The 14,074-nt window shown below is 73.0% G+C and carries 18 protein-coding genes; 9 read left to right on the top strand and 9 right to left on the bottom strand.

Translation table 11 applies throughout. The features are described 5' to 3' along the window. Positions 1-31: 31 nt before the first annotated feature. Positions 32-193: a hypothetical protein gene (locus tag ACIHEJ_RS06600; RefSeq protein ID WP_400132523.1), complete on the top strand. Its 162-nt coding sequence runs from the start codon at positions 32-34 to the stop codon at positions 191-193. A gap of 170 nt (positions 194-363) precedes the next feature. Here the strand turns inward: ACIHEJ_RS06600 and ACIHEJ_RS06595 are convergent, their stop codons facing one another. The 6 genes from ACIHEJ_RS06595 to ACIHEJ_RS06570 all read right to left on the bottom strand — a co-directional run bounded on the left by ACIHEJ_RS06595 (position 364) and on the right by ACIHEJ_RS06570 (position 5,321). Then, positions 364-522 (bottom strand): hypothetical protein, encoded by a 159-nt coding sequence (locus ACIHEJ_RS06595; RefSeq protein ID WP_400132521.1) that lies wholly within the window; start codon positions 520-522, stop codon positions 364-366. Positions 523-622: 100 nt separating this feature from the next. Continuing rightward, positions 623-856: a DUF6213 family protein gene (locus ACIHEJ_RS06590; RefSeq protein ID WP_400132519.1), complete on the bottom strand. Its 234-nt coding sequence runs from the start codon at positions 854-856 to the stop codon at positions 623-625. A 26-nt stretch (positions 857-882) separates the two neighbouring features. After that, positions 883-2,268 carry an NADP-dependent succinic semialdehyde dehydrogenase gene (locus ACIHEJ_RS06585; protein ID WP_400132517.1) on the bottom strand — a complete coding sequence of 462 codons (1,386 nt, stop codon included), beginning with the start codon at positions 2,266-2,268 and terminating at the stop codon, positions 883-885. 76 nt (positions 2,269-2,344) lie between these two features. Then, complete coding sequence (locus ACIHEJ_RS06580) at positions 2,345-2,818, bottom strand: NUDIX domain-containing protein (protein ID WP_400132515.1); 474 nt, start codon at positions 2,816-2,818, stop codon at positions 2,345-2,347. Further along, positions 2,815-4,353: an ATP-dependent DNA ligase gene (locus tag ACIHEJ_RS06575; RefSeq protein WP_400132513.1), complete on the bottom strand. Its 1,539-nt coding sequence runs from the start codon at positions 4,351-4,353 to the stop codon at positions 2,815-2,817. The genes ACIHEJ_RS06580 and ACIHEJ_RS06575 overlap by 4 nt, the downstream gene beginning before the upstream one ends. 29 nt (positions 4,354-4,382) lie before the next feature. Continuing rightward, positions 4,383-5,321, bottom strand: coding sequence for an NAD(P)/FAD-dependent oxidoreductase (locus ACIHEJ_RS06570; RefSeq protein WP_400132511.1), 939 nt, complete (start codon positions 5,319-5,321; stop codon positions 4,383-4,385). A gap of 66 nt (positions 5,322-5,387) precedes the next feature. Here ACIHEJ_RS06570 and ACIHEJ_RS06565 point away from each other — a divergent pair, with 66 nt between their 5' ends. From ACIHEJ_RS06565 to ACIHEJ_RS06540, 6 genes are all read left to right on the top strand, one after another. After that, entirely contained in the window at positions 5,388-5,960 is a 573-nt protein-coding gene (locus ACIHEJ_RS06565; RefSeq protein ID WP_400132510.1) for a helix-turn-helix domain-containing protein, read from the top strand. Positions 5,961-6,046: 86 nt separating this feature from the next. Continuing rightward, positions 6,047-7,012 carry an NADPH:quinone oxidoreductase family protein gene (locus ACIHEJ_RS06560; RefSeq protein ID WP_400132509.1) on the top strand — a complete coding sequence of 322 codons (966 nt, stop codon included), beginning with the start codon at positions 6,047-6,049 and terminating at the stop codon, positions 7,010-7,012. Beyond that, on the top strand, positions 7,009-8,190 hold the full coding sequence (locus tag ACIHEJ_RS06555; RefSeq protein ID WP_400132508.1) for an acyl-CoA dehydrogenase family protein: 1,182 nt from the start codon (positions 7,009-7,011) through the stop codon (positions 8,188-8,190). Before ACIHEJ_RS06560 ends, ACIHEJ_RS06555 begins: the two co-directional genes overlap by 4 nt. Then, positions 8,187-9,269, top strand: coding sequence for an acyl-CoA dehydrogenase family protein (locus ACIHEJ_RS06550; RefSeq protein ID WP_400132507.1), 1,083 nt, complete (start codon positions 8,187-8,189; stop codon positions 9,267-9,269). Before ACIHEJ_RS06555 ends, ACIHEJ_RS06550 begins: the two co-directional genes overlap by 4 nt. 178 nt (positions 9,270-9,447) lie before the next feature. Continuing rightward, a complete protein-coding gene (locus tag ACIHEJ_RS06545) occupies positions 9,448-10,311 on the top strand; it encodes a phosphatidylinositol-specific phospholipase C/glycerophosphodiester phosphodiesterase family protein (protein WP_400132506.1) in 864 nt (287 codons plus the stop codon). Between the two features lie 103 nt (positions 10,312-10,414). Continuing rightward, a complete protein-coding gene (locus tag ACIHEJ_RS06540; protein ID WP_366009231.1) occupies positions 10,415-10,609 on the top strand; it encodes a hypothetical protein in 195 nt (64 codons plus the stop codon). A 15-nt stretch (positions 10,610-10,624) separates the two neighbouring features. Here the strand turns inward: ACIHEJ_RS06540 and ACIHEJ_RS06535 are convergent, their stop codons facing one another. The 3 genes from ACIHEJ_RS06535 to ACIHEJ_RS06525 form a co-directional block, all read right to left on the bottom strand. Then, positions 10,625-11,863 (bottom strand): phosphodiester glycosidase family protein, encoded by a 1,239-nt coding sequence (locus tag ACIHEJ_RS06535; protein ID WP_400132505.1) that lies wholly within the window; start codon positions 11,861-11,863, stop codon positions 10,625-10,627. 75 nt (positions 11,864-11,938) lie between these two features. Beyond that, entirely contained in the window at positions 11,939-12,298 is a 360-nt protein-coding gene (locus ACIHEJ_RS06530; protein ID WP_400132504.1) for a DUF779 domain-containing protein, read from the bottom strand. 94 nt (positions 12,299-12,392) lie between these two features. Then, on the bottom strand, positions 12,393-12,740 hold the full coding sequence (locus ACIHEJ_RS06525) for a VOC family protein (RefSeq protein ID WP_400132877.1): 348 nt from the start codon (positions 12,738-12,740) through the stop codon (positions 12,393-12,395). A gap of 76 nt (positions 12,741-12,816) precedes the next feature. Here ACIHEJ_RS06525 and ACIHEJ_RS06520 point away from each other — a divergent pair, with 76 nt between their 5' ends. Together ACIHEJ_RS06520 and ACIHEJ_RS06515 are read left to right on the top strand one after the other, a co-directional pair. After that, entirely contained in the window at positions 12,817-13,302 is a 486-nt protein-coding gene (locus ACIHEJ_RS06520; RefSeq protein WP_400132503.1) for a hypothetical protein, read from the top strand. 42 nt (positions 13,303-13,344) lie between these two features. Continuing rightward, complete coding sequence (locus ACIHEJ_RS06515; RefSeq protein WP_400132502.1) at positions 13,345-14,067, top strand: DUF2625 domain-containing protein; 723 nt, start codon at positions 13,345-13,347, stop codon at positions 14,065-14,067. Positions 14,068-14,074 lie beyond the last annotated feature (7 nt).

Below are 14,074 nucleotides of genomic sequence, written 5' to 3'. Positions count from 1 at the left end.
CGACTTCTGCGGCCGGACGAGGGAAAACGCCATGAAATCCGTTACGGCGAAGGACCTGGCGAAGGACCTGCTGAGGACGGCCGTCGGGACGCTCGTCCCCGACCCGTCGGCCACCCGCTGGTGCCGCTCGTCGAACGCGGCGAGGCCGCCCGGGAGACCTTGGCGGCGCTGGTCCTGGAGCAGCAGTGGGTGATCCCCGCCGACCGCACCGCCTTCCGGCTCCTGGCGGACCGCTCGGCGGACGCCTGCGGCATCACGGAGAAACGCTCGGGGACGTACACCCCCTGCCGGGCTGCCAGGCCTGTCCGGCGTACGTGGCCTGGCTCGCCGTCCACGCCTCCCCGGCGGACGTCGTCCTCGCGCTCACGGCCGATCGGCGTGGGGCGGCCATTGCTCCCGCATCGCCTCCGGTCTGCGCACCCGGTACGGCTTCCCGGACGAGGCGTGCGCCTCCTTCGGCTTCTTCGCCGAGCCGGCACCGCAGCCGGAGGCGACGGCGGCGGTCCGGGCGGCCCTGGACACCGGCCGCCTCGACCCCGGCCTGGCGCACACTGCGGAAGGCTGCTCCAGGCGTACGAGGCGATGTTCTGGGACGCGCAGGCCGCGACCCCCTGGGCACGTCCTACGGCGCTCCGCTGCTGTGCGCGATGCAGGCCACGTCGATACGGTCCGCGAGCTTGGCCAGCTCGATGGTCAGAGCGGCCACCGTGTTCTCGTCGAGTCCGTGCTCCCCCGCCTCGACGAGATGCAGCCACCGTCCGCCCACGGTCCGCAGCAGCTTGCTCACGTCGGCCGCAGCCACCTGCAAGGTACCGCGGTCGTCGACGATCAGAGGCAGGGTCACTTCGCGGTTCACAAAAGGGGATGGTAGCCGCGCAGCGCTCACGCACCCTGCCAAACCGTGGTGATGTTGCAGAACTCCCGGATTCCGTGCCCGGACAGCTCACGCCCGTACCCCGACCGCTTCACTCCGCCGAACGGGAACGCCGGATGGGAGGCGGTCATCCCGTTGACGAACACGGACCCGGCCTCCAAGTCCCGGGCGAACCGCTCGACCTCGCTCTCCTCCCGCGTCCACACGTTCGAACTCAGTCCGAAAGCGGAGTCGTTGGCGATGAGCACGGCCTCGTCCAGGTCGCCGGCCCGGTACAGCGTGGCCACCGGCCCGAACGCCTCCTCCCGGTGGATGCGCATCTCCCGGGTGATGCCGGCGAGCACGGTCGGCGGATAGAACCAGCCCGGCCCGTCCGGGCGCCGGCCGCCGCACAGCACCTCGGCCCCGGTGCGCCTGGCGTCGTCGACCAGCTCCTCCAGGTCCCTGCGCCCCTGCTCGCTGGAGAGCGGCCCGACCTCGGTGTCCTCCTCCAGCGGGTCGCCGACCTTGAGCGCCTTCATGCCCGCCGTGAACCGCTCGGCGAAGGCGTCGTAGACGTCGGTGTGCACGATGAACCGCTTGGCGGCGATGCAGGACTGCCCGTTGTTCTGCACGCGCGCGGTCACCGCGACCTGGGCCGCCCGGTCGAGGTCGGCGGAGGGCATGACGACGTACGGGTCGCTGCCGCCCAGCTCCAGCACCGTCTTCTTGATCATTTCCCCGGCGGTGGACGCGACCGCCCGGCCGGCCGGCTCGCTGCCGGTCAGCGTCGCCGCCTTGACCCGCTCGTCCCGCAGGACGTCGTCCACCGCGCCGGAGCCGATCAGCAGCGTCTGGAAGCAGCCCTCCGTGAAGCCCGCCCGGTGGAACAGATCCTCCAGGTACAGGGCCGTCTGGGGGACGTTGGAGGCGTGCTTGAGCAGGCCCACGTTGCCCGCCATCAGCGCGGGCGCGGCGAACCGGATCACCTGCCAGAGCGGGAAGTTCCAGGGCATCACCGCGAGCACGGGGCCGAGCGGCCGGTAACGGACCCGGACCCGGGAGGCGCCGGAGTCCTTCACGTCCGCCTCGGCGGGCTCCTCGTCGGCGAGCAGTCCCTCGGCGCGTTCGGCGTACCAGCGCATGGCCTTGGCGCACTTGGCGGCCTCCGCACGGGCCTGCTTGATCGGCTTGCCCATCTCGGTGGTCATGACCCGGGCGATCTCCTGCTGGTCCTCGTCCAGCAGCTCGGCGGCCTTGTTCAGCAAGCGGGTGCGGTCGGCGAACGTGGTCGTCCGGTAGGTGCGGAACGTGGCCTCGGCGAGCTGGAGCCGGCGTTCCAGCTCCTCCTCGCCCATGGGCTCGTACGTCTTGAGCGTCTCGCCGTTCGCCGGGTTCACCGTCGCGATGGGCATGGCTGACCTCCCTGGGAGCGGGCTTGCTTCGACCTTCGCGCGCGGCCGGGCAGGACGCAACGCGAAAGGCCCCTGGTCAGCCCGAGTGCTCCGCCAGCCGGTCGAGAAACGCGGCCTGGGCCGTGATGATCAGCTCACGGGCCCGGCCGAGGGCGAACCACGCCACCCGGTCCAGCTCGGGGAACTCCCGCACCCGGCCCGACCTCGGCGGCCACTCCATGGTGAAGGTGCCGGGGGTGACGGCCTCCGGGTCCAGGTCGCCCTCGACGGCCCACGCCGTGACGATCTTGCCGTTCTTCTGCGTGACCTCGCCCAGCGGTACGGCCTCCCCGTCGGGCGGCGCCAGCCCCAGCTCCTCCTGGAACTCCCGCCGGGCCGCCTCCCAGGCGGGCTCGTCCGGGTCGTACTCGCCCTTCGGTACGGTCCAGGCCTCGGCCTCCTTCTTTGCCCACAGCGGGCCGCCCATATGGCCCAGCAACACCTCGAGACCCTCGCCGGTGTGCCGGAACACCAGCAGTCCGGCACTGCGCTTCGTCGTACGCACCGTCACGGCGTGACCTCCGGGTGAGCCGCCAGCAGGGCCTGAACGGTATCGGCTTCCTCGGGCCGCTTGTCCTCGCGGTAGCGGACCACGCGGGCGAAGCGCAGGGTGACACCGGCCGGGTAGCGGGAGGAGCGCTGCAGGCCGTCGTAGGCGATCTCGACGACGAGTGCGGGACGGACCCGCACTCCCCAGCCCTCGTCCTCGACGGCCAGCTCCTGGAGCCGCTCGGTCTGCCAGGCGAGCATCGCGTCGGTCATGCCCTTGAAGGTCTTGCCGAGCATGGCGAAGCCGCCGTCCGGGGTGCGGGCGCCCAGGTGGAGGTTGGACAGCTTGCCGGTGCGCCGGCCGTGGCCCCACTCGGCGGCCAGCACCACCAGGTCGAGGGTATGGACGGGCTTGACCTTCAGCCAGGCGGCGCCGCGCCGGCCCGCGCTGTAGGGGGCGTCCAGCGCCTTCACCACCACGCCCTCGTGCCCGCGGTCCAGCGTGTCGGTGAGGAACCGCTCCGCCTCCGGGAGGTCCTCGGGACCGGCCGCCACGGTACGGCGCACCCGCATCGGCTCGGGCACCAGCCGGGCCAGCTCCGCGTGCCGCCGCGCGAAGGGCAGGTCGAGCAGGTCGCGGTCGTCGACCGCGAGGGCGTCGAAGAAGACGGGGGAGACCGGCACCTCCGCGGCCGCCCTGGTCACGTCCGTGCGGGAGCCCACCCGGCCCGCCGTCTCCTGGAAGGAACGGGGGCGGCCCGCGGGGTCGAAGGAGATCACCTCGCCGTCCAGGATGAACCGCTCGCCCGCCAACTCCAGGGCGGCAGCGGTCACTTCGGGCAGCCGGTCGGTGATGTCGTCCAGGGTGCGGGTGTGGATGCGGACCGTGCCGCCGTCCCGGTGGACCTGGACCCGGATGCCGTCCAGCTTCTCCTCCACCGCGCAGGCGCCCAGCTTCTCCACCGCCTCCGCGACCGAGGAGGCGCTGTGCGCCAGCATCGGCAGGACGGGACGGCCGACGGTGAGCCGGAACCGGTCCAGCGAGCCCGGTCCGTCGGCCAGCAGCGCCTGGGCGACCGTCTGCAGCGAGCCGGCGAGCATCACCGCCCGCCGTACGTCCGCCGCGTCGGCGCCGGTCGCCCGGGCGAGGCCCTCCACGGCGACCGCGTCCAGCGCGCCCTGCCGGACCTCGCCGGTGAGCAGGCCCAGCAGGAAGCGCTGCTCCTCCTCGGTGGCCGCGCCCATCAGCTCCCCGACGAGCCGGGCCCGTTGCGCCTGGGAACCCGGCCCGGACACCTTGCCGAGCTCGCCGAGGCGGGCGTCGACCTCGCGGACCGTGAGCGCCGGCTCGGAGGACGGCGGCACCCGGCGGCTCAGCACCTTCCAGCCGACGCCGAGCCGCCCTTGCGGGAGGCGTCCCGCCAGGTACGGGATGACGATCGGCACGTCGTCCGCCTCCGCCTCCCGGAACAGCTCCGCGAGCAGCGCCGTCTTGCGGGACCGCGCCGCCGTCGCGGCGACCTCCCGGGACACCTGGGCGAGCCGGATCAGCAGCATGCCCCCAGGGTGCACCGGGAGAGCGGGGCCTACACCCGGGCGGCCGCGTCGAGGTCGGCGAACAGCAGCTCCCCGTTGATCGCCGCCCCCGCCCGGTACCCCCGGCTCGCCGCGTTGACCACCTGTTCCGCGAAGCCGCTCGTGTTGCCCGCCGCCCACAGGCCGGGCACGGTCGTCAGACCCCGCTCGTCGATCACCGGGTAGGCGCCGAACGGCGTCTCGCGCAGCTCGGCACCCAGCCGCACGAGCAGGCCGTTGTTCGGCAGGGCGCGCGGGGCGGCGTACAGCACCTCGCGCTCGTGGACCGTGCCGTCCGCGAGCGCGACCCCGGTGAGCCGGTCGTCGGTGACGACGAGTCCGGCGACCCGGCCGGGCACCACCGCGACCCCGGCCGTGGTCAGCCGGCGCAGGTCCTCGTCCGTCAGCTCCGACTCGCTCGTCCCGTGCAGGAAGAGCCGCACGTCCTGAGACCACTGGGTGACCATCAGCGCCTGGTGCACGCTGAGCGGTGAGGTGGCGAGCACCCCGGTCGGCAGGTCGCGGACCTCCCAGCCGTGGCAGTACGGGCAGTGGACCACGTCCCGGCCGAACCGCTCGGCCAGCCCCGGGACCGCCGGCAGCTCGTCCTTCAGGCCGGTGGCGATCACCAGATGCCGGGCCCGTACCGTCCCACCGCTCGCGAGGTCCACGGTGAAGCCCGCGCCGTCCCTGCGCGCGTCCACGGCCCGGTCCCGGACCAGCTCCACCCCGTACCCCGCGACCTCCTCCCGTCCGACCGCCAGGAACTCGGCCGGGGACATGCCGTCCCGGGTCAGATAGCCCTGCAGGTGCGCGGAGGGCGCGTTGCGCGGCTCGCCCGTGTCCACGACCAGCGTGCGGCGCCGGGCCCGGCCCAGCACCAGTGCGGCGGACAGCCCGGCGGCGCCGCCTCCGACGACGACCGCCTCGTACGCATTGTTCTCGGTCATGCCGGAGACGGTCGCCCGGCGGTCACGGTATTGACAAACAAATTTGCCGATTCTGCAATGGAAGGCATGAGTGCCGACGATGTGCTGGCGGAAGTGGGCGAGCGGCTGCGCCGCATCCGCAAGGAGCGGGAGGTGACCCTGGCCGCGCTGTCGGAGGCGACGGGGATCTCCGTGAGCACCCTCTCCCGGCTGGAGTCCGGGCTGCGCAAGCCCAGCCTCGAGCTGCTGCTGCCGATCGCCCAGGCCCATCAGGTGCCGCTGGACGAACTGGTCGGCGCCCCGCCGGTCGGCGACCCCCGGGTGCGGGCCCGGCCCCTGCAGCGGCACGGCCGTACGTTCTGGCCGCTGACCCGCCAGCCCGGCGGGCTCCAGGCCTTCAAGGTCCTCGTGCCCCAGGGCGGCCAGGAGCCGGAACCGCGCACCCACGAGGGCTACGAGTGGCTGTACGTGCTGTCGGGCAGGCTGCGGCTGGTCCTCGGCGAGCACGACGTGGTGCTGGCGGCGGGCGAGGCCGCCGAGTTCGACACGCGCGTCCCGCACTGGTTCGGTTCGGCGGGGGAGGGACCGGTGGAGTTCCTCAGTCTGTTCGGGCCGCAGGGAGAGCGGATGCACGTACGGGCGCGGCCGACGCGGAAGTGACGAGGCCAACTGTTCCCTGATCGGCAAGCGACCGCTTAGTATGCGATCGGACCCGGTCAGACGAAGCAGTCCCGTGGAGGCCCCGCATGCAGGCATGGCAAGTGCACGAGAACGGCGAGCCGAGCGAGGTGATGCGCCTCGCCGAGGTGGAGCGGCCCGTGCCCGGTGACAACCAGGTGCTGCTGCGGGTGCGTGCCGCCAACGTCAACTTCCCGGACGCGCTGCTGTGCCGGGGCCAGTACCAGGTGCGCCCGCCGCTGCCCTTCACGCCCGGCGTGGAGATCTGCGGCGAGACCGAGGACGGCCGCCGGGTGATCGCCAACCCCGCGCTGCCGTACGGCGGTTTCGCCGAGTACGCCCTCGCCGACGCCCGCGCCCTGCTGCCGGCGCCCGAGTCGCTGGACGACGCGGAGGCCGCCGCGCTGCACATCGGCTACCAGACCGGCTGGTTCGGCCTGCACCGCCGGGCCCGCCTGGAGGCGGGGGAGACCCTGCTCGTGCACGCCGCCGCCGGTGGCGTGGGCAGCGCGGCCGTCCAGCTCGGAAAGGCGGCCGGCGCCACGGTGATCGGTGTGGTCGGTGGCGCCGACAAGGCCGCCGTGGCCCGCGAGCTGGGCTGTGACGTGGTGGTCGACCGTCGCTCCGAGGACGTCGTCGCGGCCGTCAAGGAGGCCACCGGGGGCCGGGGCGCAGACGTGATCTACGACCCGGTCGGCGGCGAGGCCTACGCGCAGTCCGCCAAGCTGGTCGCCTTCGAGGGCCGGATCGTCGTCGTCGGTTTCGCGAGCGGCACCATCCCCAGTCCGGCGCTCAACCACGCCCTGGTGAAGAACTACTCGATCCTCGGCCTGCACTGGGGCCTGTACAACACCAAGAACCCCAAGCTGATCCAGCGCTGCCACGAGGAGCTGACCGAGCTGGCCGCGCGTGGCGCGATCAAGCCGCTGGTGAGCGAGCGGGTGCCGTTGACCGAGGCGGCCGTGGCCGTGCAGAAGGTGGCGGACGGCCGGTCCACCGGCCGGGTCGCCGTGGTGATGGAGGGAACAGCATGACCGACGCCGAAGAACTGCGCCGCCGTACCCGGGAGTTGCTGGCCGCGTATCCGCCCGCGGACACCGACCGCCTCGAGTTCCTGCGCGCCCGTTTCGACGCCGGCCTCGCCTGGGTGCACTACCCCCAGGGCCTGGGCGGACTCGGCGCCCCCCGTTCCCTGCAGGGCGTCGTGGACGCCGAGCTGGAGGCCGCGGGCGCGCCCGACAACGATCCGCGCCGCAACGGCATCGGTCTCGGCATGGCCGCGCCGACCGTCCTGAAGTACGGCACCGAGGAGCAGAAGCAGCGGTTCCTGCGGCCCCTGTGGACCGGGGAGGAGGTCTGGTGCCAGCTCTTCAGCGAGCCCGGCGCCGGGTCCGACCTGGCCGCGCTCGGCACCCGGGCGGTGCGGGAAGGCGACGACTGGGTCGTCAACGGGCAGAAGGTGTGGACGTCCGGCGCGCACAACTCCCGCTGGGCCATCCTCATCGCCCGCACCGACCCGGACGTGCCGAAGCACGCGGGCATCACCTACTTCGTCTGCGACATGACCGACCCCGGCGTCGAGGTCCGGCCGTTGCGCCAGATCACCGGTGAGGCCGAGTTCAACGAGGTCTTCCTCACCGATGTCCGCATCCCCGACTCCCGCCGCCTCGGCGAGGCCGGCGACGGCTGGCGGGTCGCGCAGACCACGCTCAACAACGAGCGCGTCGCCATCGGCGGTATGCGGCTGCCCCGCGAGGGCGGCATGATCGGCCCGGTGTCCAAGACCTGGCGCGAGCGCCCGGAACTGCGCACCCACGACCTGCACCAGCGGCTGCTGAAGCTCTGGGTCGAGGCAGAGGTCGCCCGGTTCACCGGCGAGCGTCTGCGCCAGCAGCTCGTCGCGGGCCAGCCGGGTCCCGAGGGCGCCGGGATGAAGCTCGCCTTCGCCCGGCTCAACCAGGAGATCAGCGGCCTGGAGGTCGAACTCCGCGGCGCGGAGGGCCTGACGTACGACGACTGGACCCTGCGCCGCCCCGAGCTGGTCGACTTCACCGGCCGCGACGCCGGCTACCGCTATCTGCGCTCCAAGGGCAACAGCATCGAGGGCGGGACCAGCGAGGTCCTGCTGAACATCGTCGCCGAGCGCGTCCTGGGCCTGCCCGCCGAGCCGCGCACCGACAAGGACGTCGCATGGAAGGACCTGTCCCGATGAGCACGCAGCCCGACCTGCTGTACTCGGACGAGGAGGAGGCACTGCGGGCCGCGGTCCGGGACCTGCTCGCCGACCACTGCGACGCGCCCGGCGTCATCTCCCGCACCGAGTCCGGCACCCCGCACGACCTCGCGGCCTGGAAAGCGCTCGCCGACGGTATGGGCCTCGCGGGTCTGCTGGTACCCGAGGCGCACGGCGGACAGGGTGCCACGCACCGCGAAGCCGCCGTCGTCCTGGAGGAGCTGGGGCGCGCGGTCGCTCCCGTGCCGTACCTCACCAGCGCGGTCGTCGCCACCGAGGCGCTGCTCGCCTGCGGTGACGAGGAGCTGCTGGGTCGGCTGGCCTCCGGGCGCACCATCGGTGCCCTCGCGGTCGGACTGCACACGGCACCGGGCGTCGCCTTCGCCACCGCACGCGTCGAGAACGGCACCCTCCACGGTGAGTTGACCGGCGTCGCGGACGCTGCCGCCGCCGACGTGCTGCTCGTCCCGGCCGACGACGGCGGCCTGTACGCCGTGGCCGCCGACGCCGTGACCCTCACCCCGCAGGTCTCCCTGGACCTGACCCGGCCGCTGGCGACCGTCCGGCTGGAAGGCGCCCCCGGCCGCCGCGTCGGCGACGCCGAACCCGCCGTACGACGGGCCCTGCGGGCCGCGGCCGGACTGCTCGCCTCCGAACAACTCGGTGTCGCCGACTGGGCGTTGACCGAGACGGTCCGCTACCTGAAGGAGCGCAAGCAGTTCAACCGGCCGGTCGGCGGCTTCCAGGCGCTCAAGCATCGGCTCGCGCAGCTGTGGCTGGAGGTCGTCAACCTCCGTGCCGCCGCCCGCGCCGCCGCCGACGCGCTGGCCACCGGCGAGGACACCGACGTGACGGTCGCCGTCGCGCAGGCCTATGCGGCCCCGGTCGCCGTCCACGCCACCGAGGAGGCGCTGCAGCTGCACGGCGGCATCGGGATGACCTGGGAGCACCCGGTGCACCTGTATCTGAAGCGGGCCAAGGCCGACTCGATCGCCTACGGCACCGCCGGAACCCACCGGGAGGCACTGGCCGGTCTGGTCGACCTCCAGGCGCCCTGACCCACGGCACGTGAAGCCCGCCCCGCCCGGGGCGGGCTTCTCCGTGTGCCCGCGTCGCGGAAGTGCCCGCGCCGGAGAAGTGAACAACGCGCCAACTCCCATCAAGGCCAAGGCACTTGAGGGGTGATCGCACGCATACTCTCCCCGGTCCCATCCGGCACCTCAAGGGAGGCAGCGCATGGCCCTCACCACCCGCCGCAGAGCCCTCACCACCCTCGGCGCCGCCCTCGCGGGTACGTTCGCCGTGCCCGCGAGCCGCGCGCTCGCCGGTGGGCGCGAGCGCCACCCGAACCCGCTGTGGCGAGCCCACGCCCACAACGACTACGAGCACCCGCGGCCCCTGTACGACGCCCTCGACCACCGCTTCGGCAGCGTCGAGGCCGACATCTTCCTCGTCGGCGACCAGCTCCTCATCGGCCACGACGCCTCCGAGCTGGACCCGACCCGCACCCTCGAGTCCCTCTACCTCGACCCGCTCGCCGCCCGCGTCCGGACCGGGCACGGCAGCGTGTACCGCGGCCGGCACCGGCCGCTGCAGCTCCTGATCGACATCAAGACGGAAGGCTCCACGACGTACCTCGAACTCGACCGCCACCTCAGGCGCTACCCGCACCTGTTCACCCGCTACGCGCACGGCCGGGTCCACCCCGGCCCGGTCACCGCCGTCATCTCCGGCGACCGGGCCGCCCGCGTCCCGATGGAGGCGCAGACCGAGCGCCGCGCCTTCTACGACGGACGGCTCACGGACCTCGGCAGCCCCGCCCCCGCCTCCTTCATCTCACTGATCAGCGACAACTGGACGCTCAACTTCACCTGGTCGGGCGAGGGTCCGATCCCGGACGCGGAGCGGCAGAAGCTGCGGAGCATCACGGCCGCCGCGCACGCCCGCGGGCAGCAGGTCCGGTTCTGGGCCACCCCCGACACGGCAGGTCCGGCCCGGGACGCGCTGTGGACGGAACTGCTGGCCGCCGGGGTCGACTACCTCAACACCGACGACCTCGCCGGCCTCCAGGCCTTCCTCGACGCCCACCCCTGCGCGTAACACCACACGATCGGGGGACACGTCAGCCGCCCGGACGAACCCTCCGCTACGCCACACTTGCGGCCGAAACGCCGCACGTGGGGCGTGGCGGAGGAGGTTCCCGATGGCTATTTCCATCTCTGTGGTGCTGCTGCTCCTGATCCTGGCCGTGATCTTCATGCGCAACTGCTCGCTGAAGATCTCCCATGCCCTGGTCTGCATGCTGCTCGGCTTCTTCGTGGCCGGCACGAGCATGGCACCCACCATCCACAGCGGCCTCAGGGCCACCGCGGAGCTGGTGAGCAGTCTGCGGCCCTGAGGTCACACGGCGGCCTCAGCCGGTGGAGAAGACCCCCACGCCGTTCGGCACCGGACGCTCCGTCTCGCCGCTCGGGTGGTTGCGGACCGTCACGGAGCTCGCACCCGCGGCGCGGGTGACCATCTCAGTGGAGCCGCCGCCGTCGAGGTTGAACGCGTCGGACGCGCCCAGCGACCGCATGGTGTCCGCCTCCTCGGCGACGGTCATGCCGCTGCGGTACTCCGCCGCCCCGTCCAGGGCCAGGATGAGCATCTGCCGGCCGCCGCCGCGGAAGCCGACGACCGTGCGCACCGCCGACGTGGCGTCGTCGAGCCCGGACAGCGGCTCGCCGCCCCGCAGCACGGGGAAGCCGCCGATCGCGAACGCGTACGGCACCCCGGAGCCGGCCGCCACGAGTGTGTGGGTGACGCGCACCCGGTCGCCCACCGACAGCTTCCGCAGCCACTGCGCGCCCTTCTCGCGGCCCACCAGGACCGTGGTGCCCGAGGGGATGGAACCGCTCCCCGGGGCGTCGGAGGCGGACACCACCCGGCCGTCCCTCACCTTCACCTCGTAGGTCTCGGTGCTGCACTTCGCGGCCCGGTCGGTGTCGGTGCCGCAGACGGCGCGCTCCCGTGAGGCGGTGCCCCAGCGGGGGGTGAAGGCGCCGACGGAGTTCTGCGGCAGCGCGTACTGGTTCAGGCCCTTGAGGGGCAGCGCGCCGTCGGGCGTGGTGACGGTGCCGGCGAGGGAGAGGCGGTCCAGGCGCGCCCGCCGGTCGGTGCCCACGCCGAAGACGTCCTGTGTGCTGGTCCCCGGGGGCAGCGCGGGCCCGAACCGCTGGCCCTTCGGCACCGCCGCCTTGAGCACCTGCCCGTCCGCGACGGCGGGTCCGACGCTCGCGCCCGTGGCCTCCACGCCCGGGTGCTGGGTCTCGGTGATGTCGAAGAAGTCACCGTTGACCCCCGCGACCGCCCCGGCCGAGTCCGCCAGCCGGGAGACGGTGGCCCGGGCCGCCACGGCGCCCGGGTGGAGCAGATCGACCCGGACATGGGGATTGCCCAGGTCGACCGTGAGCAGATGGGCGTGCGTCGTACCGGCGGCCACGGCGAGGTCGAACTGCCGGTAGGTGACCCCCGGCGCGATCCGCCTGGCCGTCGGTACGGCACCGGCCGGCGCCGCCCCCGCCAGGGCCGCACCGGCCAGCACACCGAACGCCGTGACAACCGTGAGAACCGATCTGCCCGCTGCCGAACGCTCGTGACGTCTCGTCACCGTGCCCCCTGATGTCTCGTCGACCGACCCAGCTATCGGGGGCAGTGCACCAGACGGCGGCGGACGGCGGGCGGACTAGGCGTCGACTACGCGAGAACGGGTGAGAAAACGCACCCCCTCGGGTGCCTCCAGGGAGAAACCGCTGCCCCGTCCGGGAACGACGTCCACGATCAACCGGGTGTGGCTCCAAGCCTCGTACTGGCTGCGCGACATCCAGAAGGTGACGGGCTCCGCCACGCCCTCCACCGTCAATTCCGCCAGCAGCACGTCCGAGCCGCCGGTGCGGAACTCTCCGTCCGGGTAGCACATGGGCGCGCTGCCGTCGCAGCAGCCGCCGGACTGGTGGAACATCAGCGGACCGTGGGCGGCGCGCAGCCGGCGCACCAGCTCGGCGGCCTGCGGGGTGAGTTCGACGCGGGGAGATTCCTCTTCCATGGTTCACCGTCCTGAGAAGCGGGGGCGTCGGATCCGCCCAGTCTCACGGGCCGTCAGGGCCCCGTCCAGAAGGCTCGCGTCCGCGCCCGCCGGGTCAGCGGTGACCGAGCACGTTGACCACACGCCCGTTCGGATCGCGCACGAAGAACCGGCGCACGCCCCAGTCCTCGTCGGTGAGCGGGTGCACGATCTCCGCACCGCGCTCGCGCATCGCCGCGTACGCCGCGTCGACGTCGTCCACCTCGATGCTGAGGTCCGGGGCGACCGGGGCGGTGCGGTCCTCGCTCATGAGGCTCAGCTGCACGGCCGGGTCACCGGTGGAGGCCAGCGTCATGATCCAGCCGTGGTTCATGACCTCCTCGAGACCCAGGACACCGTAGAACTCCGCGCTCCGCGGCAGCGCGGTCGACCGGACGTTGGGCACGACACGGCGTACCTGCATCTCGTGGCTCTCCTGTTCGCCGGGCGGTGGGTCGGCGGCAAGACTAGTCGCGGTGACCGGGTGAGAAGATGGGATCATGCATCCCCACCCCGTCCGACAGCCCGAGCCGCGTTTCGTCGCCGAGGGTGAATTCCCGCTCTGGGACGAGGCGCTGGCGGTGGTCAACCGGGACCTCGCGGCGACCCTGCCCGAGCAGCGGCCGCTGTGCCTGATCGCGTACCCGGGCTGGGAGGAGGGCGAGGACGAGCACGTGCACGTGGCCTTCGAGAGCGGCTACTTCCACGGCAACGCCCTGCCTCCGGAAGCGACGGCGGCCGGGGCGCTCCCAGCCGTCGCCGAGGCCGCCCAGGAGACGGTTGTGGAGTTCCTGTGGCAGGCGTGGCCGGTCTGCACCCTGCACGGGCTGGGGATGCACGTGTCCGAGGACGCGGGCCGCCCGTCCTGGTGGTGCGCCGGCGGATCCCGTCCCGGCGACCCGGCCCACGTCCGCACGGCGATAGGGGAGCTGACCACGGCCCACCGCCCCCACCGACCGAACCGCAAGCGCCGCAAGAAGCGGTGACCCTCTCGGTGCCGGGGCGGGCTCGGCTGCGATCATCCCAGGATGCGAGAGATCGACGAGCTGGTCCAGGTGGACGACCCGGCGTGGCCGCACCTCCAGGAAGCGATCGCCGGTAGCGCCGTGCCGCTGCGGGTTCTGCCCGCCGACCCCGACGAGGGCCGCCGCTGTCTGCTGCAACTGCAGGTCACCGCACGGTCGGTGCTCGGCGCGCTGACCCTCCACTGCGGCGGGCTCGTGCTGGACGACGGGTGGGTGCGGGCGTACGGGGCGGGCTCCGCCATGAGCGGTCTGCCGAGCCTCGGCCGGGTCAACGGATTTCCCGCCGCCTTCGAGCCCGGCTGGCACCCGGCCACCGGACTCGTCGTCGGCCACGACGTGCTCGGCGGGGTGTTCGGCCTGAACGGCCACGACCCCGCCCGGACCGGCCGGCCGGGCGCGCCCGGGCAGATGACGTACTTCGCGCCCGACACCCTGGAGTGGGAGGCGTTGGACATGGGTCATACCGACTGGGTGTGGTGGCTGCTGTCCGGTCGGCTGGAGACGTTCTACGACGGGCTGCGCTGGCCGGGCTGGCGCGAGGAGGCAAGGGCCTGCGACCTCACGCAGGGCATCACCGTCTATCCGTTTTTGTGGTCCGAGCAGGCGCACGAGGATCTGGCCGCCACCAGCCGGCGGGGAGTGGCGATGCGGGAAGTCCTGGGAGTGGCCGCCGACTTCGCCCGGCAGATGGGGACGGCCGATCCCGGGTTCCTCGGGGACGTGTGAGTCCCGG

This window comes from Streptomyces sp. NPDC052301 (genome assembly GCF_044593395.1).
GTDB lineage: Bacteria > Actinomycetota > Actinomycetes > Streptomycetales > Streptomycetaceae > Streptomyces.
This window is presented reverse-complemented; position numbering and strand designations above follow the sequence as displayed.

Bases quoted from the DNA above. Each gene is read 5' to 3' on its own strand.
- ACIHEJ_RS06600 (WP_400132523.1), top strand. From the start codon at position 32: ATGAAATCCGTTACGGCGAAGGACCTGGCGAAGGACCTGCTGAGGACG.
- ACIHEJ_RS06585 (WP_400132517.1), bottom strand. From the start codon at position 2,268: ATGCCCATCGCGACGGTGAACCCGGCGAACGGCGAGACGCTCAAGACG.
- ACIHEJ_RS06575 (WP_400132513.1), bottom strand. From the start codon at position 4,353: ATGCTGCTGATCCGGCTCGCCCAGGTGTCCCGGGAGGTCGCCGCGACG.
- ACIHEJ_RS06570 (WP_400132511.1), bottom strand. From the start codon at position 5,321: ATGACCGAGAACAATGCGTACGAGGCGGTCGTCGTCGGAGGCGGCGCC.
- ACIHEJ_RS06565 (WP_400132510.1), top strand. From the start codon at position 5,388: ATGAGTGCCGACGATGTGCTGGCGGAAGTGGGCGAGCGGCTGCGCCGC.
- ACIHEJ_RS06560 (WP_400132509.1), top strand. From the start codon at position 6,047: ATGCAGGCATGGCAAGTGCACGAGAACGGCGAGCCGAGCGAGGTGATG.
- ACIHEJ_RS06555 (WP_400132508.1), top strand. From the start codon at position 7,009: ATGACCGACGCCGAAGAACTGCGCCGCCGTACCCGGGAGTTGCTGGCC.
- ACIHEJ_RS06550 (WP_400132507.1), top strand. From the start codon at position 8,187: ATGAGCACGCAGCCCGACCTGCTGTACTCGGACGAGGAGGAGGCACTG.
- ACIHEJ_RS06545 (WP_400132506.1), top strand. From the start codon at position 9,448: ATGGCCCTCACCACCCGCCGCAGAGCCCTCACCACCCTCGGCGCCGCC.
- ACIHEJ_RS06540 (WP_366009231.1), top strand. From the start codon at position 10,415: ATGGCTATTTCCATCTCTGTGGTGCTGCTGCTCCTGATCCTGGCCGTG.
- ACIHEJ_RS06530 (WP_400132504.1), bottom strand. From the start codon at position 12,298: ATGGAAGAGGAATCTCCCCGCGTCGAACTCACCCCGCAGGCCGCCGAG.
- ACIHEJ_RS06525 (WP_400132877.1), bottom strand. From the start codon at position 12,740: ATGCAGGTACGCCGTGTCGTGCCCAACGTCCGGTCGACCGCGCTGCCG.
- ACIHEJ_RS06520 (WP_400132503.1), top strand. From the start codon at position 12,817: ATGCATCCCCACCCCGTCCGACAGCCCGAGCCGCGTTTCGTCGCCGAG.
- ACIHEJ_RS06515 (WP_400132502.1), top strand. From the start codon at position 13,345: ATGCGAGAGATCGACGAGCTGGTCCAGGTGGACGACCCGGCGTGGCCG.